The organism is Legionella resiliens (assembly GCF_021344005.1).
Taxonomy (GTDB): Bacteria; Pseudomonadota; Gammaproteobacteria; order Legionellales; family Legionellaceae; genus Legionella; species Legionella resiliens.
This window is the reverse complement of sequence record NZ_JAJTND010000004.1, coordinates 925,295-946,922: the sequence shown is the minus strand read 5'-3', so window position 1 is coordinate 946,922 and position 21,628 is coordinate 925,295. Positions and strand designations below refer to the sequence as shown.

The following is a 21,628-nucleotide window of genomic DNA, read 5'->3' as shown; positions in this document are numbered from 1 at the left end:
GGTTGTGAGTTACGCATTTTGTTCTGATGCGCCAGGCATAACCTAAATCCAATGTTTAAGAGCATAAAATTTTACACTGCATTCTAATTGAGATTTGCCAATGATTTATTTTATACTAATAGTTTTTATTATAGACACATAGTTCTTATTTTTGCACATTAAATGGAATAGATTGAGATGAATTCAATAGATTCTGACTTCTTTTGAGCCAATTCGGACATGAATGATTTTGATACAGTTTACTATACTATAAATAATACTTAAGCGTTATTGTTGGCGAGCAATTATGCAGCAACGTACAGAGAAAGAAAAACTAATTGCACAAGCTCACGCTATCTCAAATTTGCCTGGAGTCATAAGAGTTACACCTTTTGTACAAAATTATCAACCCGGAAAAGAACATCAACAACCGCAAGATAAAATTCGGATTCAGTTTAAAGATCGGGAATTCCTTGCTCAATTTATGAAAAAATATGGTATAGAAGGATTAACACTGGGAAATGGCCTAGGGCAAACAGCTAATTCAAAGCAATGGTATTTAGAAATACCTCCGAGCAGACTTGGCCCAATCTGGCAGCAGATAGAAAAAGAAAAAAAAATTCAAGAAAAAAATAAAATTAGAGTAATTAATTCTCACAGTGAAATGACGCATGTTTTAGGGTTGCAAAATAATCCTTCTTTTTTTGCCTCTCGAAATACTGGTTGGACGACAGATGCAGCAGTAGATAGTATTAAAAGGAGATACTACCGATTAAAAGCTGGCTCCAATTTAAATTTCGATGTACTGCCTGATTTTTTTTATCGAGATGCTGCAAAAAAAACTACGGATCTACCTCTTGGTGGATATGTTGGATTTTCTTGTGAATGGTTTCGCCATGCTTATACTGTTCATGCTGTTAAAGAAGAACAACAAACTCATTTTATTTACGTAAATCGTGGGCAACGTCATTATGACTTAGCCACAGGGGAGGACATAAGGAGTGCACCTGCAGTACTGGTTTTTTCTGTAAAAAATGAAAATGCAGAAAGTTTTGCAAAGGCATTGATGAGCGCTGCTATGACTTCAGGTGACTCGCGCAAAATGATGTCTGCATTTTTAGAAAAAAATCGAGATAAGTTCAATGGAAAACTTTCTCTAGAATTACAAAAGAAAGATCAAAAAACCGGAAATTGTACTATAGCAAATTCAAATATCGCCTGGCATTTTCAATTGGCATCCGATGAAATGCGAAAGAGCAATTCAGAGTTTGCTCAAGCCTATGAAAATACAAACCAAAAATATAGAGAAATGAGGGTTGATGACAGAGTCCAAGCGTTCAAATACCTCTTGGATGATCGAGATTGTTATTCTTATGATAGTGAATTTCTTTATAATTATTTCCAGGCAATTGAAAAATTTGCAAGAAAAGATATTAAAATACAACGCCAGCAAAACCCAATGGAGCATATTAAAACATTGGTTGAGGAGCTTGATTCTAAGGGACTATCCAAATTAATAGAACCATTAATTAATGATAATTTTACCATCAAAGTAGATGAATATATCAATGCCAGGATACAACAACTTAAAAAGGGCTATCCAACTTTATCGGAACAATACTGTAAAGATTTTGCGGCCATGACACGAGATGGCTTACAGTCAGCAAAAATTAGAGTCTTAATGCTTGCTTTCAAAAAATTATCCCTAGAAGAACAAAAGCAAATTATAGCTAAGGATATTTCATTATTGGGTTATGCTGATCGTCAACTGCAATTAGACTTACTGGAACTGGATTACAATAAGTATGCGCTGTATGCAAATAAAGAACTAAAAAAAACTTGCGCAAGGCATCCTTTTAATCGGCTTCGTGAAGAGCATCCAACTGAATATAATTCAGTAAGTGATAGCATGAAAGAAATGATGGAAGCATTCATTGATGGTAAAGAGGAGGAATATCTTAAGAAAAGTAAAGTAATTGCTACAGAAAGAAAAACCAAAGATATTGCTTTCTTGTCGCAAGAAGCCGCACAAAAAGAAGTAGTGATTAATAATACATTGAGAACTTTATATTCCTATCTATCAGCAGGAGACACGGAGCATGCCACTAAAACATTTGAAAAACTGTGTCAAGTTTGCTGCGAACGCAGATTTTATCTAGGTGGGGATAAGTATTCGGTACATAATCAATCGGCACAATGGTTAATTAATCGAATCTGTGCAGATGATGATATAGGGGAAGACTTCAGGAAACTTTTAGGAGTCCAGAATAGTAATACTGATGAAGTAACAAAGATAGTTCGAAACACTCTCTCTGGAAAAGACACAACGACCCATCATCATTTCAATAGCTATAAAGAACGGTATGCTCAGCAACTCGAAACATCAGTTGAACCTACTCCCAAATCCTCCTACGAAAGCAGTTTAAGAAGTAGCATTTCGTGTTGACTTTAAGACTTCCCCAACTAAAGTGAGTGCGCACTATTTTTTTCTCATATTATTAATTACAAAAAAACCTAGATACTTTAAAATTGAATTTTTGTTATGTTTAATAAAACAATTACATTCGCGCACTGTATATAGATTAGCCAGTGTCTTTAAATTTCTTTTTCAAATAGGAGAATAGAATACTATGGAACGGTTAAAATCCTATTTTCTTAAAGACACCACTCTGAAAACTGAAATCCTTGCGGGTATCTCCACTTTTCTAACCATGGTGTATATCGCTTTCATTAACCCGAGCATACTCCATGAGGCCGGGATGGACCAGGGAGCAGTATTTACCGCCACATGTCTTATTACTGCCTTTGCCTGTTTTTTTGCAGGGGTATTTGCTAATACCCCCATTGGCATTGCACCGGGTATGGCATTAAATATCTTCTTTTCTTACACGGTAGTGCAAGGCATGGGAATCGCTTGGGAACAAGCATTAGCCATTGTTTTTCTTTCAGGTGTCTTGTTCTTTTTAATGTCACTTACACGCCTGCGACGTCTATTAATCGAAGCAATTCCTCATAATTTACAAATTGCTATCTTAATAGGAATCAGTTTATTAATTGCATTAATTACCTTACAAAATAATCAAATTATTATTGAAGATCAGCATAATTTAATGCGTCTTGGCGAAATTAATCGTCCAGAAAGCGGCTTATTTTTCTTAGGATTCTTACTTATACTGATTTTAGATTATTTTCAAATTCCTGGGGCGATTATCCTCGGAATACTCAGTATTTCGCTCTTGAGCCTATTGATGGGTTTATCTACCTGGCAGGGATTAATTTCCATGCCTCCTTCCATGGAAGCTACTTTTTTAAAGCTCGATTTTTCTGGCCTAAATACAGTTCCCGCCTTAAAAGCCACGTTTACCTTTTTTTTAATTGCTGTGTTTGATGCTACGGGAACCTTGATCGGCTTATTAAATCCTTCTGTATTTAAACAACAAAAAAATTATTCCAAACGTCTTAGCAATTGTCTAACCGTTGATGCAGCTGCTTCTGCTGTAGCAGGATTATTAGGCTCTGCAAGTACCTCTCCTTACATCGAGTCTGCAGCAGGAATTGAAGCAGGTGGACGCGGTGGAATCACAGCTATAGTCATCGCAATCGGTTTTCTTCTTATGTTATTTTTTTCACCTTTAGCACGAATGATTCCTAACTATGCAGTAGGCCCCGCCCTTTTGTATGTGGCGTGTTGTATGATGAAACACCTCACTGACATGAAATTACAGGATGTAAGCGAAACAGCTCCTTGCATGGTTACTATCATGATGATTCCTTTTACTGCGTCTATTGCGGATGGAATTGGCGGGGGTATTATTCTCTATACCTTATTAAAGCTGTTAACAAGACAAAAAATTAATTTTTTACTCTTCGTGTTAAGTATTGTTTTTGTAGTATTCTTCCTTGTAAGTTAAAACACCTTGGAATTATTCTTTAACGTTACAGTTTGTAAAAATTTATCACAAGGATATTTCATATGTCCATTAAATGTTCCGTATTTATTGCCACAAGCATGGATGGATTTATTCCCGGGATGATGGCTCTATTGATTGGCTCATGAAAGTCAACTCGCTTGTTCCTGAAGGTGAAGATGGTGGTTACCAATCCTTTATTTCCAGCGTGGACGGATTAATTATGGGGAGAAATTCATTTGAACAGGTGCTCACATTTGATGAATGGCCATATGGTGATCTGCCAGTGGTGGTCATGAGCAGCAGACCCATGAATATCCCCAAACACATACAAAAATGTGTTTCTTCATCTTTTGAAACACCTTATGCCCTCGTGCAGCGCCTGGCAAAAAAAGGGATGAAACATCTTTACATTGATGGGGGAATTACCATTCAAAAATTCATTGTAGAAAATCTCATTGATGAATTAACAATTACCTTAATCCCTATATTACTCGGTTCGGGTCGTTCTTTATTTGGTCCACTGAAGCATGACATCGGGCTTGAACTTTTGGAGACAAAGAGTATCGGCAGTAGTATTGTACAATTAAAATACCGTATCATGCGCGTTGGAGGTTTGGATAATACAACCATTCAATCTTAGGTTAATTCACTGAATAATTGCGTTTGTGCAGAAAAATTGCTTTACTTAAACTGATATATAAGTTCAACTGAGTTACAGTATGTAATCACCATAACCCATTCAGCTGGAGATTATTATGACAAAATTTTTCGATACAAAAACGAAAACCTTATTTGTTACCGGAGGAAGAACGGCTGTGGCTGATTTATCAGATAATCCGCTCATGCAATTGCCTAATCCCGATGAGGTTCCCCCTGCTCTTGCGTTGCGTAGACAAAATGCAGTAGCAGGAAGAAATGCTGAAAAAACTTACGTAAGCGCAACAGGTGAAGAGCTTCACGGAAATTATGATTTAAACGATCCCAGTAATGCGGATCTTGAAGAAGTCAGAGACACAATTTATTGCCCTTAAACCCATATAAAGAAATCTCAAGAGCCTTCTACACTTATCAGAAAAAACCAGTAGAAGGCACCTCTCTAAGATCGTCCAATATATTGATTCAACTTAAATTTTTAAATGCTCAGAAAAACATATACATTTACCAAACCATCTGCATATAATGCGTTAAGATGATATTTAAAATGTACAACTTTGCACATTATCATCTGAATAAACAAATGGATGCAATTCAATTCTTTATTAAATGAGGATGAAATAATATGAGAAGAAAACACGAACATCAGCCAAAAAACCACGAGCACACTCACCCATCAACCACCCAGCCACACACTCACACTTCAGTGGTTGTTACAACCCCAGCTCTAGGTGCTAATCCTAACTCTTTCTATTATCATCATTCACATCAACATCCCTATTACATACCTCAGCAACATCATACTCCTCAGCCATATGCCCATCAGCACTCCCACAGTCATGACGCGCACGATGAACATACACATTACAAACCTTAGTAAAAAGCAACCCGGATTAACGATATGTTGTCCGGGATTAAAAAGGAAGAAAATTGTTTTTGACCTACGAAGGATATTCTTACCCGATGAATTTAGAATTCATGCTTCAAAATAAAAACAAGTGAATATAAAGATAGATTCTTAGCAGTTAAGATAATCTTGAAGCAGAATTTTAAAAAGGCTTCAAAATACCTTCAGTAACACGTCAAAAAAACTATTGTAAGTTTATAAATTTAGTTATTATGTTATTTAATTAGGATTTTGCGATTTTTCAATGCGCTCGATAGTAATTTTTATTTTAACATTTATTTGTTCTGCATTAATTCATGCAAACGAAATTAATATTTCCACAACTACTAAAAATGGGAATACTACTTTTTATTTGCAAGCAGGCGCATTTAATTTAGAAAAAGATGCAAAACAACGCCAACAAGAATTATCCGCGCTCGTTAGTGAACCGGTGGAAATTAAGAATCTATCGGATAAGAAACTTTATCTCATACAAATTGGACCAATTAGTGATTATCTCACAGCACGTGCCTTGCAGAATAAATTAACTCAAAAAATCATCGATTCTAAAAAGAACAAACACATTGAAAATCAATCTCCTCCTTTAGCCCAATCAAACCCATCCGACAGTTCAAGTGAGCCAACAGAAATACCTCCGCCACCAAGCAGTAAGTTATGGAACCTAAGAAATGCGGATATCAGAGCGGTCATCGCTGAAGTGTCTCGAGTAACAGGAAAAAACTTCGTCATTGATCCTAGAGTACAAGGAAAAATATCCATTGTATCGGCAACACCAATGAACAATGACGAACTCTATGAAGTGTTTCTTTCAGTGTTACAAGTCTCTGGTTTTGCCGCGATACCTAGTGGTGCGATCATTAAAATTATCCCTAATATTGATGCAAAAACACAATCACCTGATCCTTCAGGCGAAATGAAACAGCCCCCTAAAGGCGATGACATGATGGTGGCCGTCGTGCCCGTTCATTATGTTCCATCTGAGCAATTAGTACCTGTTTTACGACCACTAATGCCCCAATGGAGCAGTATCTCTGCGTATGCTCCCTCAAACATGCTTATTTTGTCAGGTAGAGCCAACAACATTCGTAGTCTTGCAGAAATCATCAAACAAGTAGATTCCTCTTCTGCAAATGGTATCGATATGGTCCCTTTAAGACATTCATTAGCTATGGATATCGCTGCTACTTTAAAAGATCTTGTTAAAATTCAACCCAGCATGGGAGGATCACGAACACAGTTAACTGTAGCTGCCGATGATCGCTCCAACTCTCTATTGATCAGTGGAACCAAAACAGACAGAATACGTCTTAGGATGTTAATATTAAAGTTAGATAAAGAAAGCTCAGAAGGTCAAAACAGTAATACGCAAGTTGTTTATCTCAATTACCTCAGAGCAGAAGACTTGGTCCCCATTCTTGCAGGTATTGCGCAGGCAAATTTCAGTGGTAATGTTGGAACAACCATTGGTACGATTACTCGTCCTATCTTGGACAGTACAAACCCTGCCTCCAATCTTACCAGTAACTCAAATATACAAAGCTCCAGTCCCACCTCTTCTTCTCTTTATTCATCAGGATCAGGTAGCGGCCCGTCCCCCCTTACTGCATCAGGAGCTACTGCAAATACTACAACGGCAACAACGCAAAATGAGGGCACAACCAAACCTTCAGTGCAAATTATTGCTGAGCCTAACACAAACTCTATTATTCTTAATGCACCCGCGTCGGTGATACGTATTTTGAAAAGAGTAATTGTTCAACTGGATATTAAACCAGCACAATTACTTATAGAGGCAATGGTCGCAGAAATAAACCAATCAGATATTAATGATTTGGGTATTGAATGGGGAAGTAATCAACTAACGGGGAGACCACAAGATTTTAGACCAGGATTTGCTATAATTAATAGTGGAACCCGACTTGATGACTTACAAGCACAAATATATGCTTTGGCTAGAGAGAACAAAGCGAATATTTTATCAACGCCTTCCGTTGTAGTTCTTGATAATCGCCAAGCCAAAATATTGGTAGGTAAACAGGTTTCGATTGCATCAACAACTCAACCTGCTAATGCAGGAGGGACAACAAATGGTGGTGTTCCATTTACCACTTTCGATCGAGTAAACGTCGCATTGCATCTCTATGTCCGCCCACAAATCACGCGCGGGAATGGAATTCAAATGCAAATTGACCAAGGTAATGACACCCTGGATCCACCCGTTGTTGCTCCAAACGTGACTACTCCAACATTTCGAATTAGCAGTATCGTCACCTCAGTTCATGTTGAGAGCGGTGATGCAGTTGTTTTAGGCGGTTTAACACAAGACAGTCTAAATAATGACAATAATCGTTTACCCATTTTAGGAGATATACCTGGTATGGGTCGTATATTCAAACGGAAAATAAATTCTCGTGAAAAAAGGGTGCTTATGGTCTTTATTAAACCCCTTATTTTACGTAATGAACGCGATAATATGCATATGACAAGTGAAAAGTACAACCATGTTCGTCAGTACCAACTGGATTGGCTAAGATCACAAGATGCATTTGTACAAAGCAATAACTCAACCGTATTGCCTGCTTTGAAACGCGCTGAATTGCCCAAACCGTTTCATCGCCCACCTTTGCTAGTAACGAAGTAAGCTATGGAAAATGAAGAGAAATCACTGAAAATCCCATACAGTTTTGCAAAAAACCATGGGATTGTTGTTGCGAATGAAATGAGCGATAACCATGCTCTTGTTTATCATTTACCTAATACCCCATTACAAGCTCTTGCGGAAATAAAACGTTTATTACAATGCGACTTTACTCTGAAACAAGTTGATGAATCAGCGTTTCAACAACATTTAGCACACGTGTATCAATCTAAATCATCAATATTAGAAGCTGCTGGAGGCATGGAAGAGGATATGGATCTCTCATTGCTGGCAAGTCAATTACCAGTAAGTGAAGACTTATTAGAAAATCAAGATGATGCGCCGATAATCCGCTTATTGAATGCATTATTTACCCAAGCAATAAAACAAAAAGCATCTGATATTCATATTGAAACTTATGAAGATAGAGTATTAGTACGTAATCGTATTGACGGTGTTTTACATGAGGTTTTAGAAATTCAACGTGCTATAGCCCCCTTAGTTATTTCTAGAGTCAAAGTTATGGCCAAGCTGGATATTGCAGAAAAGCGCATTCCGCAAGACGGTCGTATTTCACTACGTATTGGTGGGCATAATATTGACGTTCGGGTTTCAACCCTCCCATCAAACCATGGCGAACGTGTCGTTTTGAGGATTTTGGACAAACAAGCTGCACAATTGGATTTAAACCTATTGGGGATGCCTCAACCTACTGTAAAAGCCATGCGAAAAATGATCGCAGAACCGCATGGCATTATTTTGGTCACTGGACCAACAGGTTCTGGGAAGACTACCTCTTTATACGCCATGTTAACTGAATTAAATCAAGTCACGCGCAATATTCTAACGATCGAAGATCCCATAGAATATGATCTTGAAGGAGTTGGACAAACACAGGTTAATACTAAAGTACAAATGACCTTTGCCAAGGGCTTAAGGGCAATACTCAGACAAGATCCCGACGTGGTCATGATAGGAGAAATTCGTGATTTGGAAACTGCTGAAATTGCAGTTCAAGCCAGTCTTACAGGACACCTTGTATTGTCAACCCTACACACAAACAGCGCACTAGGCGCCCTCACTCGTTTACGCGATATGGGCGTTGAATCTTTTCTCTTATCTTCTAGTATCGTTGGACTTATCGCACAACGCCTGGTGAGAAAATTATGTCCTCAATGCAAAACACCTCATCAATTAAGAGACGACGAAAAAGAACTTATGGGACTCACAGAAGATGCAGATATATCTAAAGTTTTTGAGTCTAAAGGTTGCGATTTCTGTAATCACCTAGGCTATAAAGGACGAACTGGCATTTATGAGCTGATTACTGTAGATGAAGAACTAAGAGGAATGATTCATCGCCATGAAAATTTGCAAACAATGGAAAGTTATTTACGCCCCACTACTCCCAGTATTCGAGATGATGGATTTAAGAGGGTGCTCGCCGGCGATACATCACTTGCTGAAATTCTTCGCGTAACAACGCAAAGTTAACTGAAACTATTCTGCGGAAACCTTAATACAACGATATATCTTTTCGCTCCATTAAGGTTATGTTTGATAAAAAAAGGATTTATTGTCTATTATAAGAACAGAAAATGGTGTCATTCTCAGCATTTGAATTTTGTGAACTTCCTTCCAAAATTAACTGATCATTTTTTAATGAAATTGTCATAGTCCCATAACCAAAATTCTTCATACTCAAATCTTGCCCATGGAAATGTCCGGTAGAGGAAAAACTAAATATCAGGTTAGAATAATCAGCATTCCATTCCAATAAGTTGTGGAAAAAAAATGTAGCCTCTTTATTTGATCTGGATTCAGTTTCTAATGAGCCAATATGATATATTTTATCATTAATTATAAATTCTGAATCTGAGTTTTCTATAGCAACAGTATCTGTTCCTTCATAACCAGTACAATTTCCTACCCATGTTCCTGAAAAATCAACAAAATGTTTAACTCCATTTTTTGATTTAGATTGTGCCTTTTCTTTTAATGCTGTACTTATCTTTTTTGTTGGATCTACTGCTAAATGATGAAAAAAATTGGAAGCAAATAGTGGGGTTGCTATGAGACTACTTGTGATAATAATTACAGCAAAATCCTTTTTGTCCATGTTATATAACTCCTGATTTATTTAAGTCATTAGAAAGCGTGATGTGGTCTACAGTCAAAAAGTTAACTCACTTTAAAATGCGATACCATCATAAGATAACGGAAAGCCAGATTGCAAGTCACTGCCTCTTGAAGTAAATACACAACATTATTGTCCATTTTAAGGAAGCTCTTATAATACCAGTAACTAAGATAGACAATGAAGAATCCTTAGATATTTGGTTTAATAATGTAAGTAACGTCTTTAAGACTGCCGTATGTTTATCTAAACTCTCGGTAGCAAATGCTAATCCAATTATAAGCTTTTGTCTCGATGCATTAACATCCGTAATATATCAATGCAGGCCTTATAAAGACTTGCTTGAGTTTCCTTAGAGTAATATTTCACCCCCTCATTGCTCAAAAGAAAACTCAAAACTTGAGAATTCCTTAATAATTTGTAGCTATCTAGTCATCAAGAGAAAATACCTTTGAAAATCAAATGTTAATGGTTACTATATTAAGATAGTTTTGATGGTGGAATTGAAACTATTTTAATGATGGGTGTGTTGCCAAATAAAAAGGAAGTGTTATGCGGTTTTGGATCAGAGGATTTATTTGTTTTAGTTTCTATACATTAATATCCTGTACTGTTTCTCTTCCTCAGCAAAGCCAGATTAAAAATATAAAAACTGTTCCACACATGGAGCATTCGATTAAAAAAAGTTTACAAAAGAAAGAGATTTTTTCTAAAGGCAAGTGGCCAAACAAGCAATGGTGGTTATCTTATAACACTCCTGAACTCAACACTTTAGTTACAGAGGCTTTAGCTAATAATCCTTCAATTCATGAAATCAAAAGCCGCATTGAAGTTGCTAAACAGCGAGCTATTGTCACACGCTCGCTACTAGCCCCTTTAGTTTTTTTTAATGCTCATGAAAATCGACAATATGTAAGCAAAAACGGCTTATATCGCGCATTCAACCCTAATTTTCCTTTAAATGCCAGACTCTTGGATCTGTCTCTTTCTTTTACTTATGAATTTGATTTTTGGGGAAAAAACCGTAATCTTTTTTATGCCGCTTTAGGAGAAGCAAAAGTTCAAGAAGCAGAAGCTGCAGAAGTAGAGTTGATTACAAGCACCGCAATTGCCCAAGCTTATTTTGCTTATAAAACGAATCTTGTAAGAAAAAAATTATATGAGCAGTTAATTGAAGTACGACAAAAAATTACAAAATTACAAAAATTATTGGTACAAAAGGGACTTTCTTCTAAATTACCCGCATTGGAAACTTCAGAAAAATTACTTGAATCCCAAAAACTACTATCAAGCATTACAAATGAATTATCTGTCAATAAACACTTGATTAATACTTTAGCAGGACGTGGGGCAGATGATCCCTTATTGATTAATTCCACACTTCCCTCACTACCCAAAACTCTGAATATTCCTCAAATACTGCCATTGGATTTCTTAGCCCGCAGACCTGATCTTATGGCACAAATTTGGCGTGCCAAAGCTTTAGCTTATAAAACAGGAGCAGCAATGGCGGAATATTATCCTGATTTCAACCTCGTTGGTCTGATTGGTCTGGAAAGCACAAGTTGGAGAAAACTTTTTGATTTATCAAGTGGTACCGCGGCAATTAGACCTGCCTTGCAATTACCTATTTTCACTGCAGGAGCAATACGGGCTAATATTAAAGCAACTAAGGCACAATTTGATGCAGCAATTGACGCTTACAATAATTTGCTCTTATACAGTACTCAAGAAGTTCTTGATGTGTTAGCTTTTGCTGAGGATATCTACCAGCAAAAGATAGAACAAAAAAAAGTGGTGGAGTATACAAAACAGCGTTATCAATTAAGTTACTTGCGTCAACAAAAAGGCCTAGACAGTTTATTTGATCTTTATTTTTTACAGGAAGAAGTCATTCAAAAAGAACTTGTAGATGTTATTCTACTTTATAACCAATATTTAGCCTCTATAAAATTAACCAAAGTGTTAGGAGGAGGTTACCATCAAAATACGATACCCTTGGTGAAAAACTCATGAAAAAAAGATCCGCCTCTTTTTATTTCGCAGTCGTTCTTATTGTTTTATTTATTTTCCTTTTTTTGTATTGGCTTTTTGTATGGAGCCACCAAGTTTATACCAATGATGCCTATGTACAAGGGAATCAGGTCTACATCAAATCTTTGCGCCCAGGATTCGTTACAGGTATCTATACTGATGATAGTTTTCTGGTAAAAAAAGGACAACTCCTTGTTACATTAAATGAAACAGATTCACTTATTGCGCTGGAAAAAGCCAAAAAGAAACTTGCCAGTACGGTGCGTGATGTATGCCAGGCATTTCATGATGTGTTTATACTGGCTGCAGACATTGAAATGAAGAAAGCGCAACTTTTAAAAGCACAACAAAACCTGAAACATCGTTATGATGTCATTAGTGCGAAAGGAGTTTCTTTAGAAGATTATCAAAATGCCCAAGATGATCTAAAAGCATCAATTGCTTCATTAAATAGTACTAAAAACAATTATCAAAAAATGCTCGCTTTTGTACAAGGAACGTCCATTACCGAACATCCTTGGGTACAAGCAGCTGCGCAAGAAGTACGCGATGCATGGGTACAATTATATCGATGTAAAATTTATGCACCTGTAGACGGACTGATAGCACAAAGAACAATTCAAGTAGGCATGTGGCTTTCTCCTAAAGAACCACTTATGTCCATTATTCCTTTGGATCAAATATGGGTAAATGCTAATTATAAAGAAACCCAACTAAAAAAAATGCGCCTTGGCCAAAGTGTTAAGTTTACTTCTGATCTTTATGGTTCTGATGTTGTGTTTCATGGCAAAATTGTGGGGTTACCAGGAGGCGCAGGCAATGTTTTTTCATTGTTACCGCCTGAAAATCTCTCAGGAAACTGGATTAAAATCGTTCAAAGATTGCCTGTTCGGATTGCTCTAGTACAGGATGAATTAAAAAAGCATCCTCTGCGAATTGGTCTTTCTTTAGAAGTAACTACAGATCTGTCCGATCAAAACGGCCCCTTAGTACCCACCACAACTTCTGACTCACCGCATTATGTTACCGATATTTTCCAAAAGGAAGAAATAGGTGATGAGGAGCTTATAGCAGATATTATTAAGCGTAATTTGGATCCTAATCTGCAGAAATATGCCAACTCACCCCTTACTTTAAATAAAATCGCCCAAAATGAGATGAGTAAACAATGATTCTCTATATTTTACTCTTATCACTTGCTGCAGTAATCTTCAATCTTACCTTACCTATTATGGCAGGTCTGTATATTGTAAGTGATCTGGGTGGCAGTCCCTATATGACTTCATATACGGTCAGTTTTTTTTGTATTGGAAACCTTTTAGGAGTACCGTTAGGGAAACCCTCAGTAACACGATTAAGCCCTATTCAGCTTTTTGTGGTCTGCCTCAGCCTTACCGCATTATGTTCATGGGGATGTGCTACAGCTGGAGATTTCTTTACGTTTATCTTATTCAGGTTTTTAGAAGGTGTTGCTTCAGGACCAATGTTTCTTCTTATTACATGTACGCTTATTCCCTTGCTCTCTCCTAATAAAGATAAAGTATATATTGTTTCTTTAGTGTTGATTTGTCTTTCAATTATTCCCGTAATCGGTGCTTCATATGGTGCTTGGATTGCTTACAGCTACCATTGGCGATTCCTTTTTTTCTCTAACATACCTTTATGCATCTTTTTAATTGTGTATGTTGGCTATGGGTACAGAAAATATCATGAGCCCGTAAACAAAGCATATTTCGATAAACTTGGTTATTTTTACTATTGCATTAGCATGATTTTTATTGGAACTGCTTTAACTACTGGTCAGGAATTAGATTGGTTTCGTTCTTCCTTAATTACTTTTTTGCTTACTACTGGTGTGATTAGTCTTATTTTTTTTATTTTGCGCAGTTGGGCTACACAGTATCCAGTTATTGATTTGAAATTACTTAAAAATTTTTATTTTTCCCTTGCAATGATTTACATCGCGTTATTTTTTGCACTCTATTTTGGCATGGTAATCTTATTGGCTTTATGGCTAAAACTCTATGTTAATTACACCCCTGATTGGATTGCCCTCATTATAGGAACCATGGCATTTTGTGGATGGATTCCAGTATTCATCAACAAGAGGCAATATGAGCCATTTTATCCATTATTCATTGCCTTACTTTTTTTTGCCATTTCCTGTTTTTATACCAGCTCCTTTAATGTAGATATCAATTTTGACCGAATTGCATTTTCACGAGGACTAGCCGGTGTAGGTCTTGCATTGTTTTTATCCCCCCTCTTTCAATTATCAGTGCAAACCTTTCCTGAAACAAAGGTTGCTGAATGTATTTGTTTTTTTCATGTTTCGCGCTTGCTTGGCAGTGGTTTAGGAGTGGCTTTATTTCTTATTTTATGGCATAGGCGAGAAGTATTTTTTCATCTTCGCCTGGGAAGTAGTTTGACTGCATTTTCTCATGAAACCCAACAATTTTTGGAGGGAGCGAAATTGCAGCATATTCAAGGGAAACATGCACTTGCTCAATTAAATGAATATCTGACGCGTCAAGCCATTGCTTTGGCACTTGATGATTGCTTTTATCTTATGGGCTGGATGGCTCTCTCGATGCTGTTTTTTTTAATCATTATTCTTCCATTCCGAAGTAAAAAGAATCCAGGCCAAAGAAAAAAAGATGGGAGTCCGCTATTAGATAAAGGTATTTTAGAACAACGATCTTAAAGTGGAAGCCTAGGTATACCTACATTCCCCATGAGTAGGTTCAAAATTTATTCTATACAAACTCCATATTTATTTTCCCGGTTTCTGCTGTAAAGAAAGGACCATCCATAAGTTTTTCTGGCCATTTAAAAAGCATTACGGTAAGCGTATTACGATGTTCACCAAATATAAAATCTACTGAACTCGTGCGAGTAGGAATCATCTGATGCTGCGTGCTGTATGCAGTTTCTAAATGATCTCTTATTTTTTTAATTGCTGGAGAATCTTTTTTATTTAATAACAATAAGCAAACCCCTACCTCCGCAATAACATCATTTTCAGCTCGCTCTATTATTTGTTGCATATTGCGCTCAAAATATTCGCTTATCCAGAGAAAAGTCTCGTCACTCACCGAGTTTTGATAATAATGACTCGCGGCAGTGATAAAATGAGTCATACCATAAATTTTTGCTTCATACTCCAATTCTGATAGTCGACTATCCATATGGTCTGGAAAAGTTTGCTGAAATAGTTTGGTATAGGATTTTCTTAAATCAATAATGTGTAAATCATGTAAATAATAAACGTAATTAACTAATTGAGCACCATAAAGCTTAATGTTTTCCTCGCTTAAGATAAATTCTTCCAACCGAGGAATTTGGGTTTTTAATACGTCAATAACAGTATTGGTTTGCGGAAATAGAGAAGTATTCTCCAAATGATAGGAAAAAATTTTATTGGTTATTTCTAATAAATAAAGATAAAAAAATAAATCACCATATTGTGATATTTTTTTGATACGTAACTTGTGTTTTTGCGAGGGATCTTGGTTAGCATCTAATAATAAGTTATTTGATTTTTTAAGGATGAGCTCTGGTTGATCCAAACTTGAAAAAAGATATTGATATTTATGGCTTAGAAAATACACATAATCCATTACAGAATTCAAATGTTCTTTATCGCCTGTGATTCGGTACATTCTTATTGAAAAGTGCTCTTGTTTCACTAAAGGCAATCTATCAAGATTTGCTTTATAGTTATCTAAGACCAAATCAGCCATTTCTGCATGACCAACAGCAGAAAAAAATAATATTAAAAAAATTAGAGGTCTCACGCTACATTATATAAACAGTTATTAAAAATATTCGGCATAATTATAAAGTAATCATGAGTTAATTGAAAACAGTATTACAAAATCCAGCGGCAAAACTAAAGAAGTTTGAGTGTTCCCTTGTTACAACCACAGATAATACTTGCGGTATACTGCAATTGATTTAATTAAACGAAGTTATAGATGAAATCGAGAACTTATTAGCAAAAAAAAACATAAGCACTTGTCTACTCAAGAATGTAAATCTTTGGAATGAAGTATAAAAATATCCAAGCAGAAAAACCCCGGGGTTCGCTGCCTTGAACTCCGGGCTAAAACAAATAAGAAAAACAAATAATTATTCTACTTTACGCCAAGTGGTCCCGTTTGCACCATCTTCCAACTCGATTCCTCGGCTTAACAAATCTGCTCTTATCTGATCAGCATGTTCCCAGTTTCGATCAGCACGTGCTTGGAGTCGCTTAGCAATTAATTGCTCTATTTCTACTCTGTCTTCTTCTGCAAAACCCGATTGTAAGAAGGATGCGGGATCTTCCTGCAATAACCCCATGATGTTAGCTAAGTGCTTCAATGTATTCACTAAAATGGGGGAGTTCTTTTTATTTACTTCATGACTAAGCTGAAATAGAACAGATAATGCAATGGGAGTATTAAAATCATCATTCATTGCTTGATTAAATTCATTAATCCAATGATTATCTAATTCATTATTCGTAAAAGAATGGTTGTCTTTTATCGTTTGATATAAACGAGTCAATGCTTTTTTAGCATTAGCTAAATTTTCTTCAGAATAATTTAATGAACTACGATAATGACTGCTTAAAAGAAAATAACGCACAACTTCGTGATGATGTTTGGCTAAAACATCGGCAATAGTAAAAAAATTACCTAGTGATTTTGACATTTTTTCATTATTAACTTGCAGCATTCCTACATGCAACCAATAATTTGCAAAAGGTTTTTCAGTTGCCGCCTCACTCTGAGCGATCTCATTCTCATGATGGGGAAATTGTAAATCCAATCCCCCCCCGTGAATATCAAATTGCTCACCTAACTCACTCATTGCCATGGCAGAGCATTCAATATGCCAGCCTGGACGTCCTTCGCCCCAAGGAGAAGGCCAACTGGGCTCGCCAAGTTTTGCCTTTTTCCATAAAACAAAATCCAATGGGGAGCGCTTTTCTTTAACAATTTCAACTCGAGCGCCAGCGACCAGTCCTTCCAGATCTTTATGTGATAACTTACCATACTCAGCAAAAGAATCGACTTGATAACATACATCACCATTCTCACTAAGGTATGCATTCCCCTTTTCGAGCAGCCGCTCAATTAACCGAATAATACTGCTTATATGTTCTGTAGCCCGCGGCTCTACATCCGGAGGTAAAATATTTAACGCTTTTGTATCCTCATTCATTGCTGCAATATACTGGGCAGTCAACTCATCTATAGGTATTGCACGCTCATGTGCCCGCGCAATAATTTTGTCATCAATATCGGTAATATTACGTACGTAGTTCACATCATAACCTTGTGAGCGCAAGTAACGAACAATAACATCAAAAGATACCATAGAGCGAGCATGGCCTATATGGCAATGATCATATACGGTAATACCACAAACATAGATACCAATTTTTCCTGGTGTAATGGAAACAAATGGTTCTTTTGTCCTGGTTAAAGAATTATATAAATGCAACATATCTGCCCCTTAGCCTAGGCCCCGAGTTTTCCCCAAGTATCCTTCAAATCAACTACACGATGAAATGCGTTTACATGTCCATCTTTTAATTCATTCACACAATAATATCCCAACCGCTCGAACTGAAACACCTCGCCTAACTGTTGACTTGCTAGAGCCGGTTCACAATATCCTTGCTTCATTTGCAATGAATTATGGTTTAAAAACTGGAAGAAATCATCTTCACGGCCTGGATTAGGATCATTAAATAGACGATCATACTCCAACACTGTCACAGGATAGGCTTGTTCACAAGATACCCAATGAATGACTCCTTTAACTTTTCTATCTTCAGGATTTTTACCTAAAGTTTTTTCATCATAGGTACAACGCAACTCAATGATATTGCCTTGTTCATCATGGACTACATCGTGACATTTAATCACATAAGAATGGCGTAAACGTACTTCCGCACCAGGCGATAAACGAAAATATTTTTTAGGCGGCTCTTCCATAAAATCAGAACGCTCGATAAAGAGTTCTCGAGTAAATGGTAAGTCTCGTGTGGCTGAATCTGGATCTTGTGGGTTATAGGCAGGTTTTAATAGTTCTATTTTACCTTCAGGGTAATTTTCTATGACTACCTTTAATGGATCCATAACACATAAAGCACGTTTCGCTGTTTTATTTAGCTCAGAACGGACACATTCTTCTAATACCGACATATCAATCACGGAATCACTACGTGATATTCCTATTACTTCACAAAACTGGCGAATCGCTGCAGGAGGATAACCGCGTTTACGCATACCACGTAAAGTGGGCATTCGCGGATCATCCCATCCAGATACCGCCTTTTTTTCAACTAATGTTCGCAATTTGCGTTTTGAAGTCACTGTGTGTGATAAATTTAATCGCGCAAATTCAGTTTGTATTGGTTTTGCAGGTAAAGGTAAATTATCGACACACCAGTCATATAGAGGTCGGTGGTCTTGAAATTCCAATGTACATAAAGAATGAGTAATTTTTTCCAACGCATCAGAAATAGGATGTGCATAATCATACATAGGATAAATACACCATTCATCCCCTGTACGTTGGTGAGATGCATGTCGAATACGATAGATTACAGGATCCCGCATATTCAAATTACCTGATTGCATGTCAATTTTTGCCCGCAATACATGAGCACCATCAGGAAACTCCCCCGCTTTCATGCGAGCAAATAAATCCAAACTTTCTTCTATTGGCCTATTTCTGTAAGGGCTTTCCTTTCCAGGTTCTTGCAAAGTTCCTCGATAAGCGCGAATTTCCTCCATGCTCAAACTATCTATATAAGCCAGATCTTTTTTAATTAGCAATACTGCAAAATCATAGAGCTCATGGTAATAGTCCGAAGAATGAGTCATTTCATACCATTCAAAACCCAGCCAGCGTACGTCTTCAATAATAGCGTTGACGTATTCCTCCTCTTCCTTGATGGGATTTGTATCATCAAACCGTAAATAACAAATACCGCTAAACTCTTGCGCCAAACCGAAGTTCAAGCATATAGACTTGGCATGCCCCACGTGTAAATATCCATTAGGTTCTGGAGGAAAACGAGTCACTACAGACTTATGTTTGCCGCTAGCCAATTCATCAGTAATCAATTGTCTTATAAAATGAGCTCGTTTTTCAGTTAATTCTATCATTCGATCTTTCCATCACTGTTTATTACTATGTCTGGGTAAAGGTAAAGACGCGACCTGGTTAATTCATTTTACTTGCCAAATTATTAGGCCCCGTCTTTAGCTTTATCCAAAACGTCACATTATTTGCAGCAGGCCCTTTATTCTAAAATTTCCATGACTTATACAGAAGATTAGTATGACCTGTTGCTTATCATTTTAAATTATTATCCATAGCATGTCGCATTGAGTACATTAAATCTGCTCCTGCTTGCAACATATTACTATTGGCATTGTAAGCATCTAGAATTCGCGTGATCAGAGCAGCTCCCACAATCACACCATCTGCAAAACGAGCAACCTCCGCAGCCATTTCCGATGTTTTTATACCAAAACCGACCATTAAAGGAAGTGTAGTTTGTGCTTTTCGATGTTGATATTGTGATTTTAAAGACGAAACATCCAGTGCATTAGAACCGGTAACACCTTTTAAAGACACATAGTACAAATATCCCTTGGCAAATTGGTTAATTAATGCCATTCTCTCATCTGAGGTCGTAGGCGAACAAAGAAAGATACTGTATAAACCATATTTTTGCCAGACTTTAACTACCTGTTCACTTTCTTCAGGGGGTAAATCTACCAAGATAGTTCCATCCACGCCCGCCTCTACCGCGTGTTGTGCAAAAAGTTCATAACCAAAATGTTCAATGGGATTTAAGTAACCCATTATAACCACTGGAGTCTCTTGATCCTGCAAGCGAAACTCTTTCACCATATTCAATACAGTTTGGCAATGCACATTCTGAGCGAGCGCACGCTCCATCGCTTTTTGGATAACCGGCCCCTCCGCCATGGGATCAGAAAATGGGATACCTAATTCTAAAATATCTGCTCCAGCTTTTACTAATTCATGCATGAGTTTGACTGTGACCCCAGGATTAGGATCTCCAGCAGTGATATAGGGACTCAGCATTTTTTTGCCATCCGCTTTCAGACGCATTAAAGTTTTATCAATTCGGTTCATACAGTAATCCCATCAATTTGTGCCACAGTATGCATGTCTTTATCACCACGACCTGATAAATTCACAATAATATTTTGTTTCACTGACATTTTTTTAGCGAGCTTCATGGCATAAGCAACTGCATGGCTTGATTCAAGGGCTGGAATAATTCCTTCTACTCGTGTTAGGGTACGAAATGCATTCAATGCTTCATCATCATTAATTGCTTCATAAACAACACGTCCGGTGTCTTTTAAATAAGCGTGTTCTGGACCTACCCCAGGATAATCAAGACCTGCTGAAACGGAATGAGTATCTTTAATTTGACCGTATTCATCGCAAAGTAAATAAGTTCGATTACCATGTAAAACTCCAGGGGTTCCAGCAATCAACGAGGCAGAATGTTCACCACTTTCCAAACCTTTTCCTCCAGCCTCTACACCGTAGATAGCAACTGTAGAATCATCCAGAAAAGGATAAAATAAGCCGATTGCGTTAGAACCACCCCCCACGCAAGCAACCAGTGCATCAGGAAGATGTCCTGTCTTTTCTAAAAATTGAGCCCTTGCTTCAATGCCAATAACGGATTGAAAATCTCGAACCATCTGAGGGTAAGGATGTGGGCCGGCAACTGTTCCAATAATATAAAAAGTATTGTCCACATTACTTACCCAATCACGCATTGCTTCATTTAACGCATCTTTCAATGTCCGTGATCCCGAAGTGACTGGAACAACTGTTGCACCCAACAGTTTCATGCGGTAAACATTGGATGATTGTCGTTTTATATCTTCAACACCCATGTACACCACACATTCCAAGCCTAATTTAGCAGCTACCGTTGCTGAAGCCACTCCATGCTGACCTGCACCTGTTTCGGCAATAACCCGGGTTTTTCCCATGCGTTTGGCAAGCAGCGCCTGGCCTACAGTATTATTAATTTTGTGTGCCCCAGTATGATTCAAATCTTCCCGCTTTAAGTAGATTTGTGCACCACCTATTTCTTCGCTTAAACGTCGCGCATGATAAAGTGGATTAGGACGCCCCACATAATCTTTTAATTCAGCATTCAGCTCAGCTAAAAAATCAGGATCTTTTCGATATTTTGCATAAGCTTCTTCCAATTGCTTTAATGCATGCATCAAAGTATCTGCTACAAAAATACCACCATAAGGACCGAAGTGTCCGCGCTCATCAGGAAGCTCTTTTTTGTTCAT

General features: G+C 37.3%; 16 protein-coding genes. 10 read left to right on the top strand and 6 right to left on the bottom strand.

Annotated elements, in window-relative coordinates:
- Nucleotides 1-286 precede the first annotated feature (286 nt).
- From LXO92_RS09595 to lspE, 7 genes are all read left to right on the top strand, one after another.
- Nucleotides 287-2,425: a hypothetical protein gene (locus LXO92_RS09595; protein WP_232890862.1), complete on the top strand. Its 2,139-nt coding sequence runs from the start codon at nucleotides 287-289 to the stop codon at nucleotides 2,423-2,425.
- Nucleotides 2,426-2,609: 184 nt separating this feature from the next.
- Nucleotides 2,610-3,890, top strand: coding sequence for an NCS2 family permease (locus LXO92_RS09590; RefSeq protein WP_182352459.1), 1,281 nt, complete (start codon nucleotides 2,610-2,612; stop codon nucleotides 3,888-3,890).
- Between the two features lie 142 nt (nucleotides 3,891-4,032).
- Nucleotides 4,033-4,530: a dihydrofolate reductase family protein gene (locus LXO92_RS09585; protein ID WP_232890861.1), complete on the top strand. Its 498-nt coding sequence runs from the start codon at nucleotides 4,033-4,035 to the stop codon at nucleotides 4,528-4,530.
- 115 nt (nucleotides 4,531-4,645) lie between these two features.
- On the top strand, nucleotides 4,646-4,921 hold the full coding sequence (locus LXO92_RS09580; protein WP_182352457.1) for a hypothetical protein: 276 nt from the start codon (nucleotides 4,646-4,648) through the stop codon (nucleotides 4,919-4,921).
- A 248-nt stretch (nucleotides 4,922-5,169) separates the two neighbouring features.
- On the top strand, nucleotides 5,170-5,421 hold the full coding sequence (locus LXO92_RS09575; protein ID WP_182352456.1) for a hypothetical protein: 252 nt from the start codon (nucleotides 5,170-5,172) through the stop codon (nucleotides 5,419-5,421).
- 274 nt (nucleotides 5,422-5,695) lie between these two features.
- The gene (lspD, locus tag LXO92_RS09570; RefSeq protein ID WP_182352455.1) at nucleotides 5,696-8,092 is read left to right on the top strand and encodes a GspD family T2SS secretin variant LspD; all 2,397 of its coding nucleotides are present in this window, start codon (nucleotides 5,696-5,698) and stop codon (nucleotides 8,090-8,092) included.
- A gap of 3 nt (nucleotides 8,093-8,095) precedes the next feature.
- On the top strand, nucleotides 8,096-9,583 hold the full coding sequence (gene lspE, locus LXO92_RS09565; RefSeq protein WP_182352454.1) for a GspE family T2SS ATPase variant LspE: 1,488 nt from the start codon (nucleotides 8,096-8,098) through the stop codon (nucleotides 9,581-9,583).
- A gap of 79 nt (nucleotides 9,584-9,662) precedes the next feature.
- Here the strand turns inward: lspE and LXO92_RS09560 are convergent, their stop codons facing one another.
- On the bottom strand, nucleotides 9,663-10,208 hold the full coding sequence (locus LXO92_RS09560; RefSeq protein ID WP_182352453.1) for a hypothetical protein: 546 nt from the start codon (nucleotides 10,206-10,208) through the stop codon (nucleotides 9,663-9,665).
- A gap of 570 nt (nucleotides 10,209-10,778) precedes the next feature.
- Between LXO92_RS09560 and LXO92_RS09555 the strand changes: the two genes are divergently transcribed.
- The 3 genes from LXO92_RS09555 to LXO92_RS09545 are packed head-to-tail and all read left to right on the top strand — an operon-like array spanning nucleotide 10,779 to nucleotide 14,964.
- Nucleotides 10,779-12,242 (top strand): efflux transporter outer membrane subunit, encoded by a 1,464-nt coding sequence (locus tag LXO92_RS09555; protein WP_182352452.1) that lies wholly within the window; start codon nucleotides 10,779-10,781, stop codon nucleotides 12,240-12,242.
- The gene (locus tag LXO92_RS09550) at nucleotides 12,239-13,432 is read left to right on the top strand and encodes an HlyD/EmrA/EmrK family protein (RefSeq protein WP_182352451.1); all 1,194 of its coding nucleotides are present in this window, start codon (nucleotides 12,239-12,241) and stop codon (nucleotides 13,430-13,432) included. Before LXO92_RS09555 ends, LXO92_RS09550 begins: the two co-directional genes overlap by 4 nt.
- Complete coding sequence (locus LXO92_RS09545) at nucleotides 13,429-14,964, top strand: MFS transporter (protein WP_182352450.1); 1,536 nt, start codon at nucleotides 13,429-13,431, stop codon at nucleotides 14,962-14,964. Before LXO92_RS09550 ends, LXO92_RS09545 begins: the two co-directional genes overlap by 4 nt.
- 52 nt (nucleotides 14,965-15,016) lie before the next feature.
- Here the strand turns inward: LXO92_RS09545 and LXO92_RS09540 are convergent, their stop codons facing one another.
- From LXO92_RS09540 to trpB, 5 genes are all read right to left on the bottom strand, one after another.
- Nucleotides 15,017-16,057, bottom strand: coding sequence for a DUF3541 domain-containing protein (locus tag LXO92_RS09540; protein ID WP_182352449.1), 1,041 nt, complete (start codon nucleotides 16,055-16,057; stop codon nucleotides 15,017-15,019).
- 334 nt (nucleotides 16,058-16,391) lie between these two features.
- Nucleotides 16,392-17,756, bottom strand: a complete 1,365-nt coding sequence (cysS, locus tag LXO92_RS09535; RefSeq protein WP_182352448.1) for a cysteine--tRNA ligase — start codon at nucleotides 17,754-17,756, stop codon at nucleotides 16,392-16,394.
- Between the two features lie 14 nt (nucleotides 17,757-17,770).
- Nucleotides 17,771-19,429, bottom strand: a complete 1,659-nt coding sequence (locus LXO92_RS09530; protein WP_182352447.1) for a glutamine--tRNA ligase/YqeY domain fusion protein — start codon at nucleotides 19,427-19,429, stop codon at nucleotides 17,771-17,773.
- A gap of 190 nt (nucleotides 19,430-19,619) precedes the next feature.
- Entirely contained in the window at nucleotides 19,620-20,432 is an 813-nt protein-coding gene (trpA, locus tag LXO92_RS09525) for a tryptophan synthase subunit alpha (RefSeq protein ID WP_182352446.1), read from the bottom strand.
- A complete protein-coding gene (gene trpB, locus LXO92_RS09520; protein ID WP_182352445.1) occupies nucleotides 20,429-21,628 on the bottom strand; it encodes a tryptophan synthase subunit beta in 1,200 nt (399 codons plus the stop codon). The genes trpA and trpB overlap by 4 nt, the downstream gene beginning before the upstream one ends.

Coding starts and splice junctions, on each gene's coding strand:
- LXO92_RS09595 (WP_232890862.1), top strand. CDS start 287: ATGCAGCAACGTACAGAGAAAGAAAAACTAATTGCACAAGCTCACGCT.
- LXO92_RS09590 (WP_182352459.1), top strand. CDS start 2,610: ATGGAACGGTTAAAATCCTATTTTCTTAAAGACACCACTCTGAAAACT.
- LXO92_RS09585 (WP_232890861.1), top strand. CDS start 4,033: ATGAAAGTCAACTCGCTTGTTCCTGAAGGTGAAGATGGTGGTTACCAA.
- LXO92_RS09580 (WP_182352457.1), top strand. CDS start 4,646: ATGACAAAATTTTTCGATACAAAAACGAAAACCTTATTTGTTACCGGA.
- LXO92_RS09575 (WP_182352456.1), top strand. CDS start 5,170: ATGAGAAGAAAACACGAACATCAGCCAAAAAACCACGAGCACACTCAC.
- lspD (WP_182352455.1), top strand. CDS start 5,696: ATGCGCTCGATAGTAATTTTTATTTTAACATTTATTTGTTCTGCATTA.
- lspE (WP_182352454.1), top strand. CDS start 8,096: ATGGAAAATGAAGAGAAATCACTGAAAATCCCATACAGTTTTGCAAAA.
- LXO92_RS09560 (WP_182352453.1), bottom strand. CDS start 10,208: ATGGACAAAAAGGATTTTGCTGTAATTATTATCACAAGTAGTCTCATA.
- LXO92_RS09555 (WP_182352452.1), top strand. CDS start 10,779: ATGCGGTTTTGGATCAGAGGATTTATTTGTTTTAGTTTCTATACATTA.
- LXO92_RS09550 (WP_182352451.1), top strand. CDS start 12,239: ATGAAAAAAAGATCCGCCTCTTTTTATTTCGCAGTCGTTCTTATTGTT.
- LXO92_RS09545 (WP_182352450.1), top strand. CDS start 13,429: ATGATTCTCTATATTTTACTCTTATCACTTGCTGCAGTAATCTTCAAT.
- cysS (WP_182352448.1), bottom strand. CDS start 17,756: ATGTTGCATTTATATAATTCTTTAACCAGGACAAAAGAACCATTTGTT.
- LXO92_RS09530 (WP_182352447.1), bottom strand. CDS start 19,429: ATGATAGAATTAACTGAAAAACGAGCTCATTTTATAAGACAATTGATT.
- trpA (WP_182352446.1), bottom strand. CDS start 20,432: ATGAACCGAATTGATAAAACTTTAATGCGTCTGAAAGCGGATGGCAAA.
- trpB (WP_182352445.1), bottom strand. CDS start 21,628: ATGAACAAAAAAGAGCTTCCTGATGAGCGCGGACACTTCGGTCCTTAT.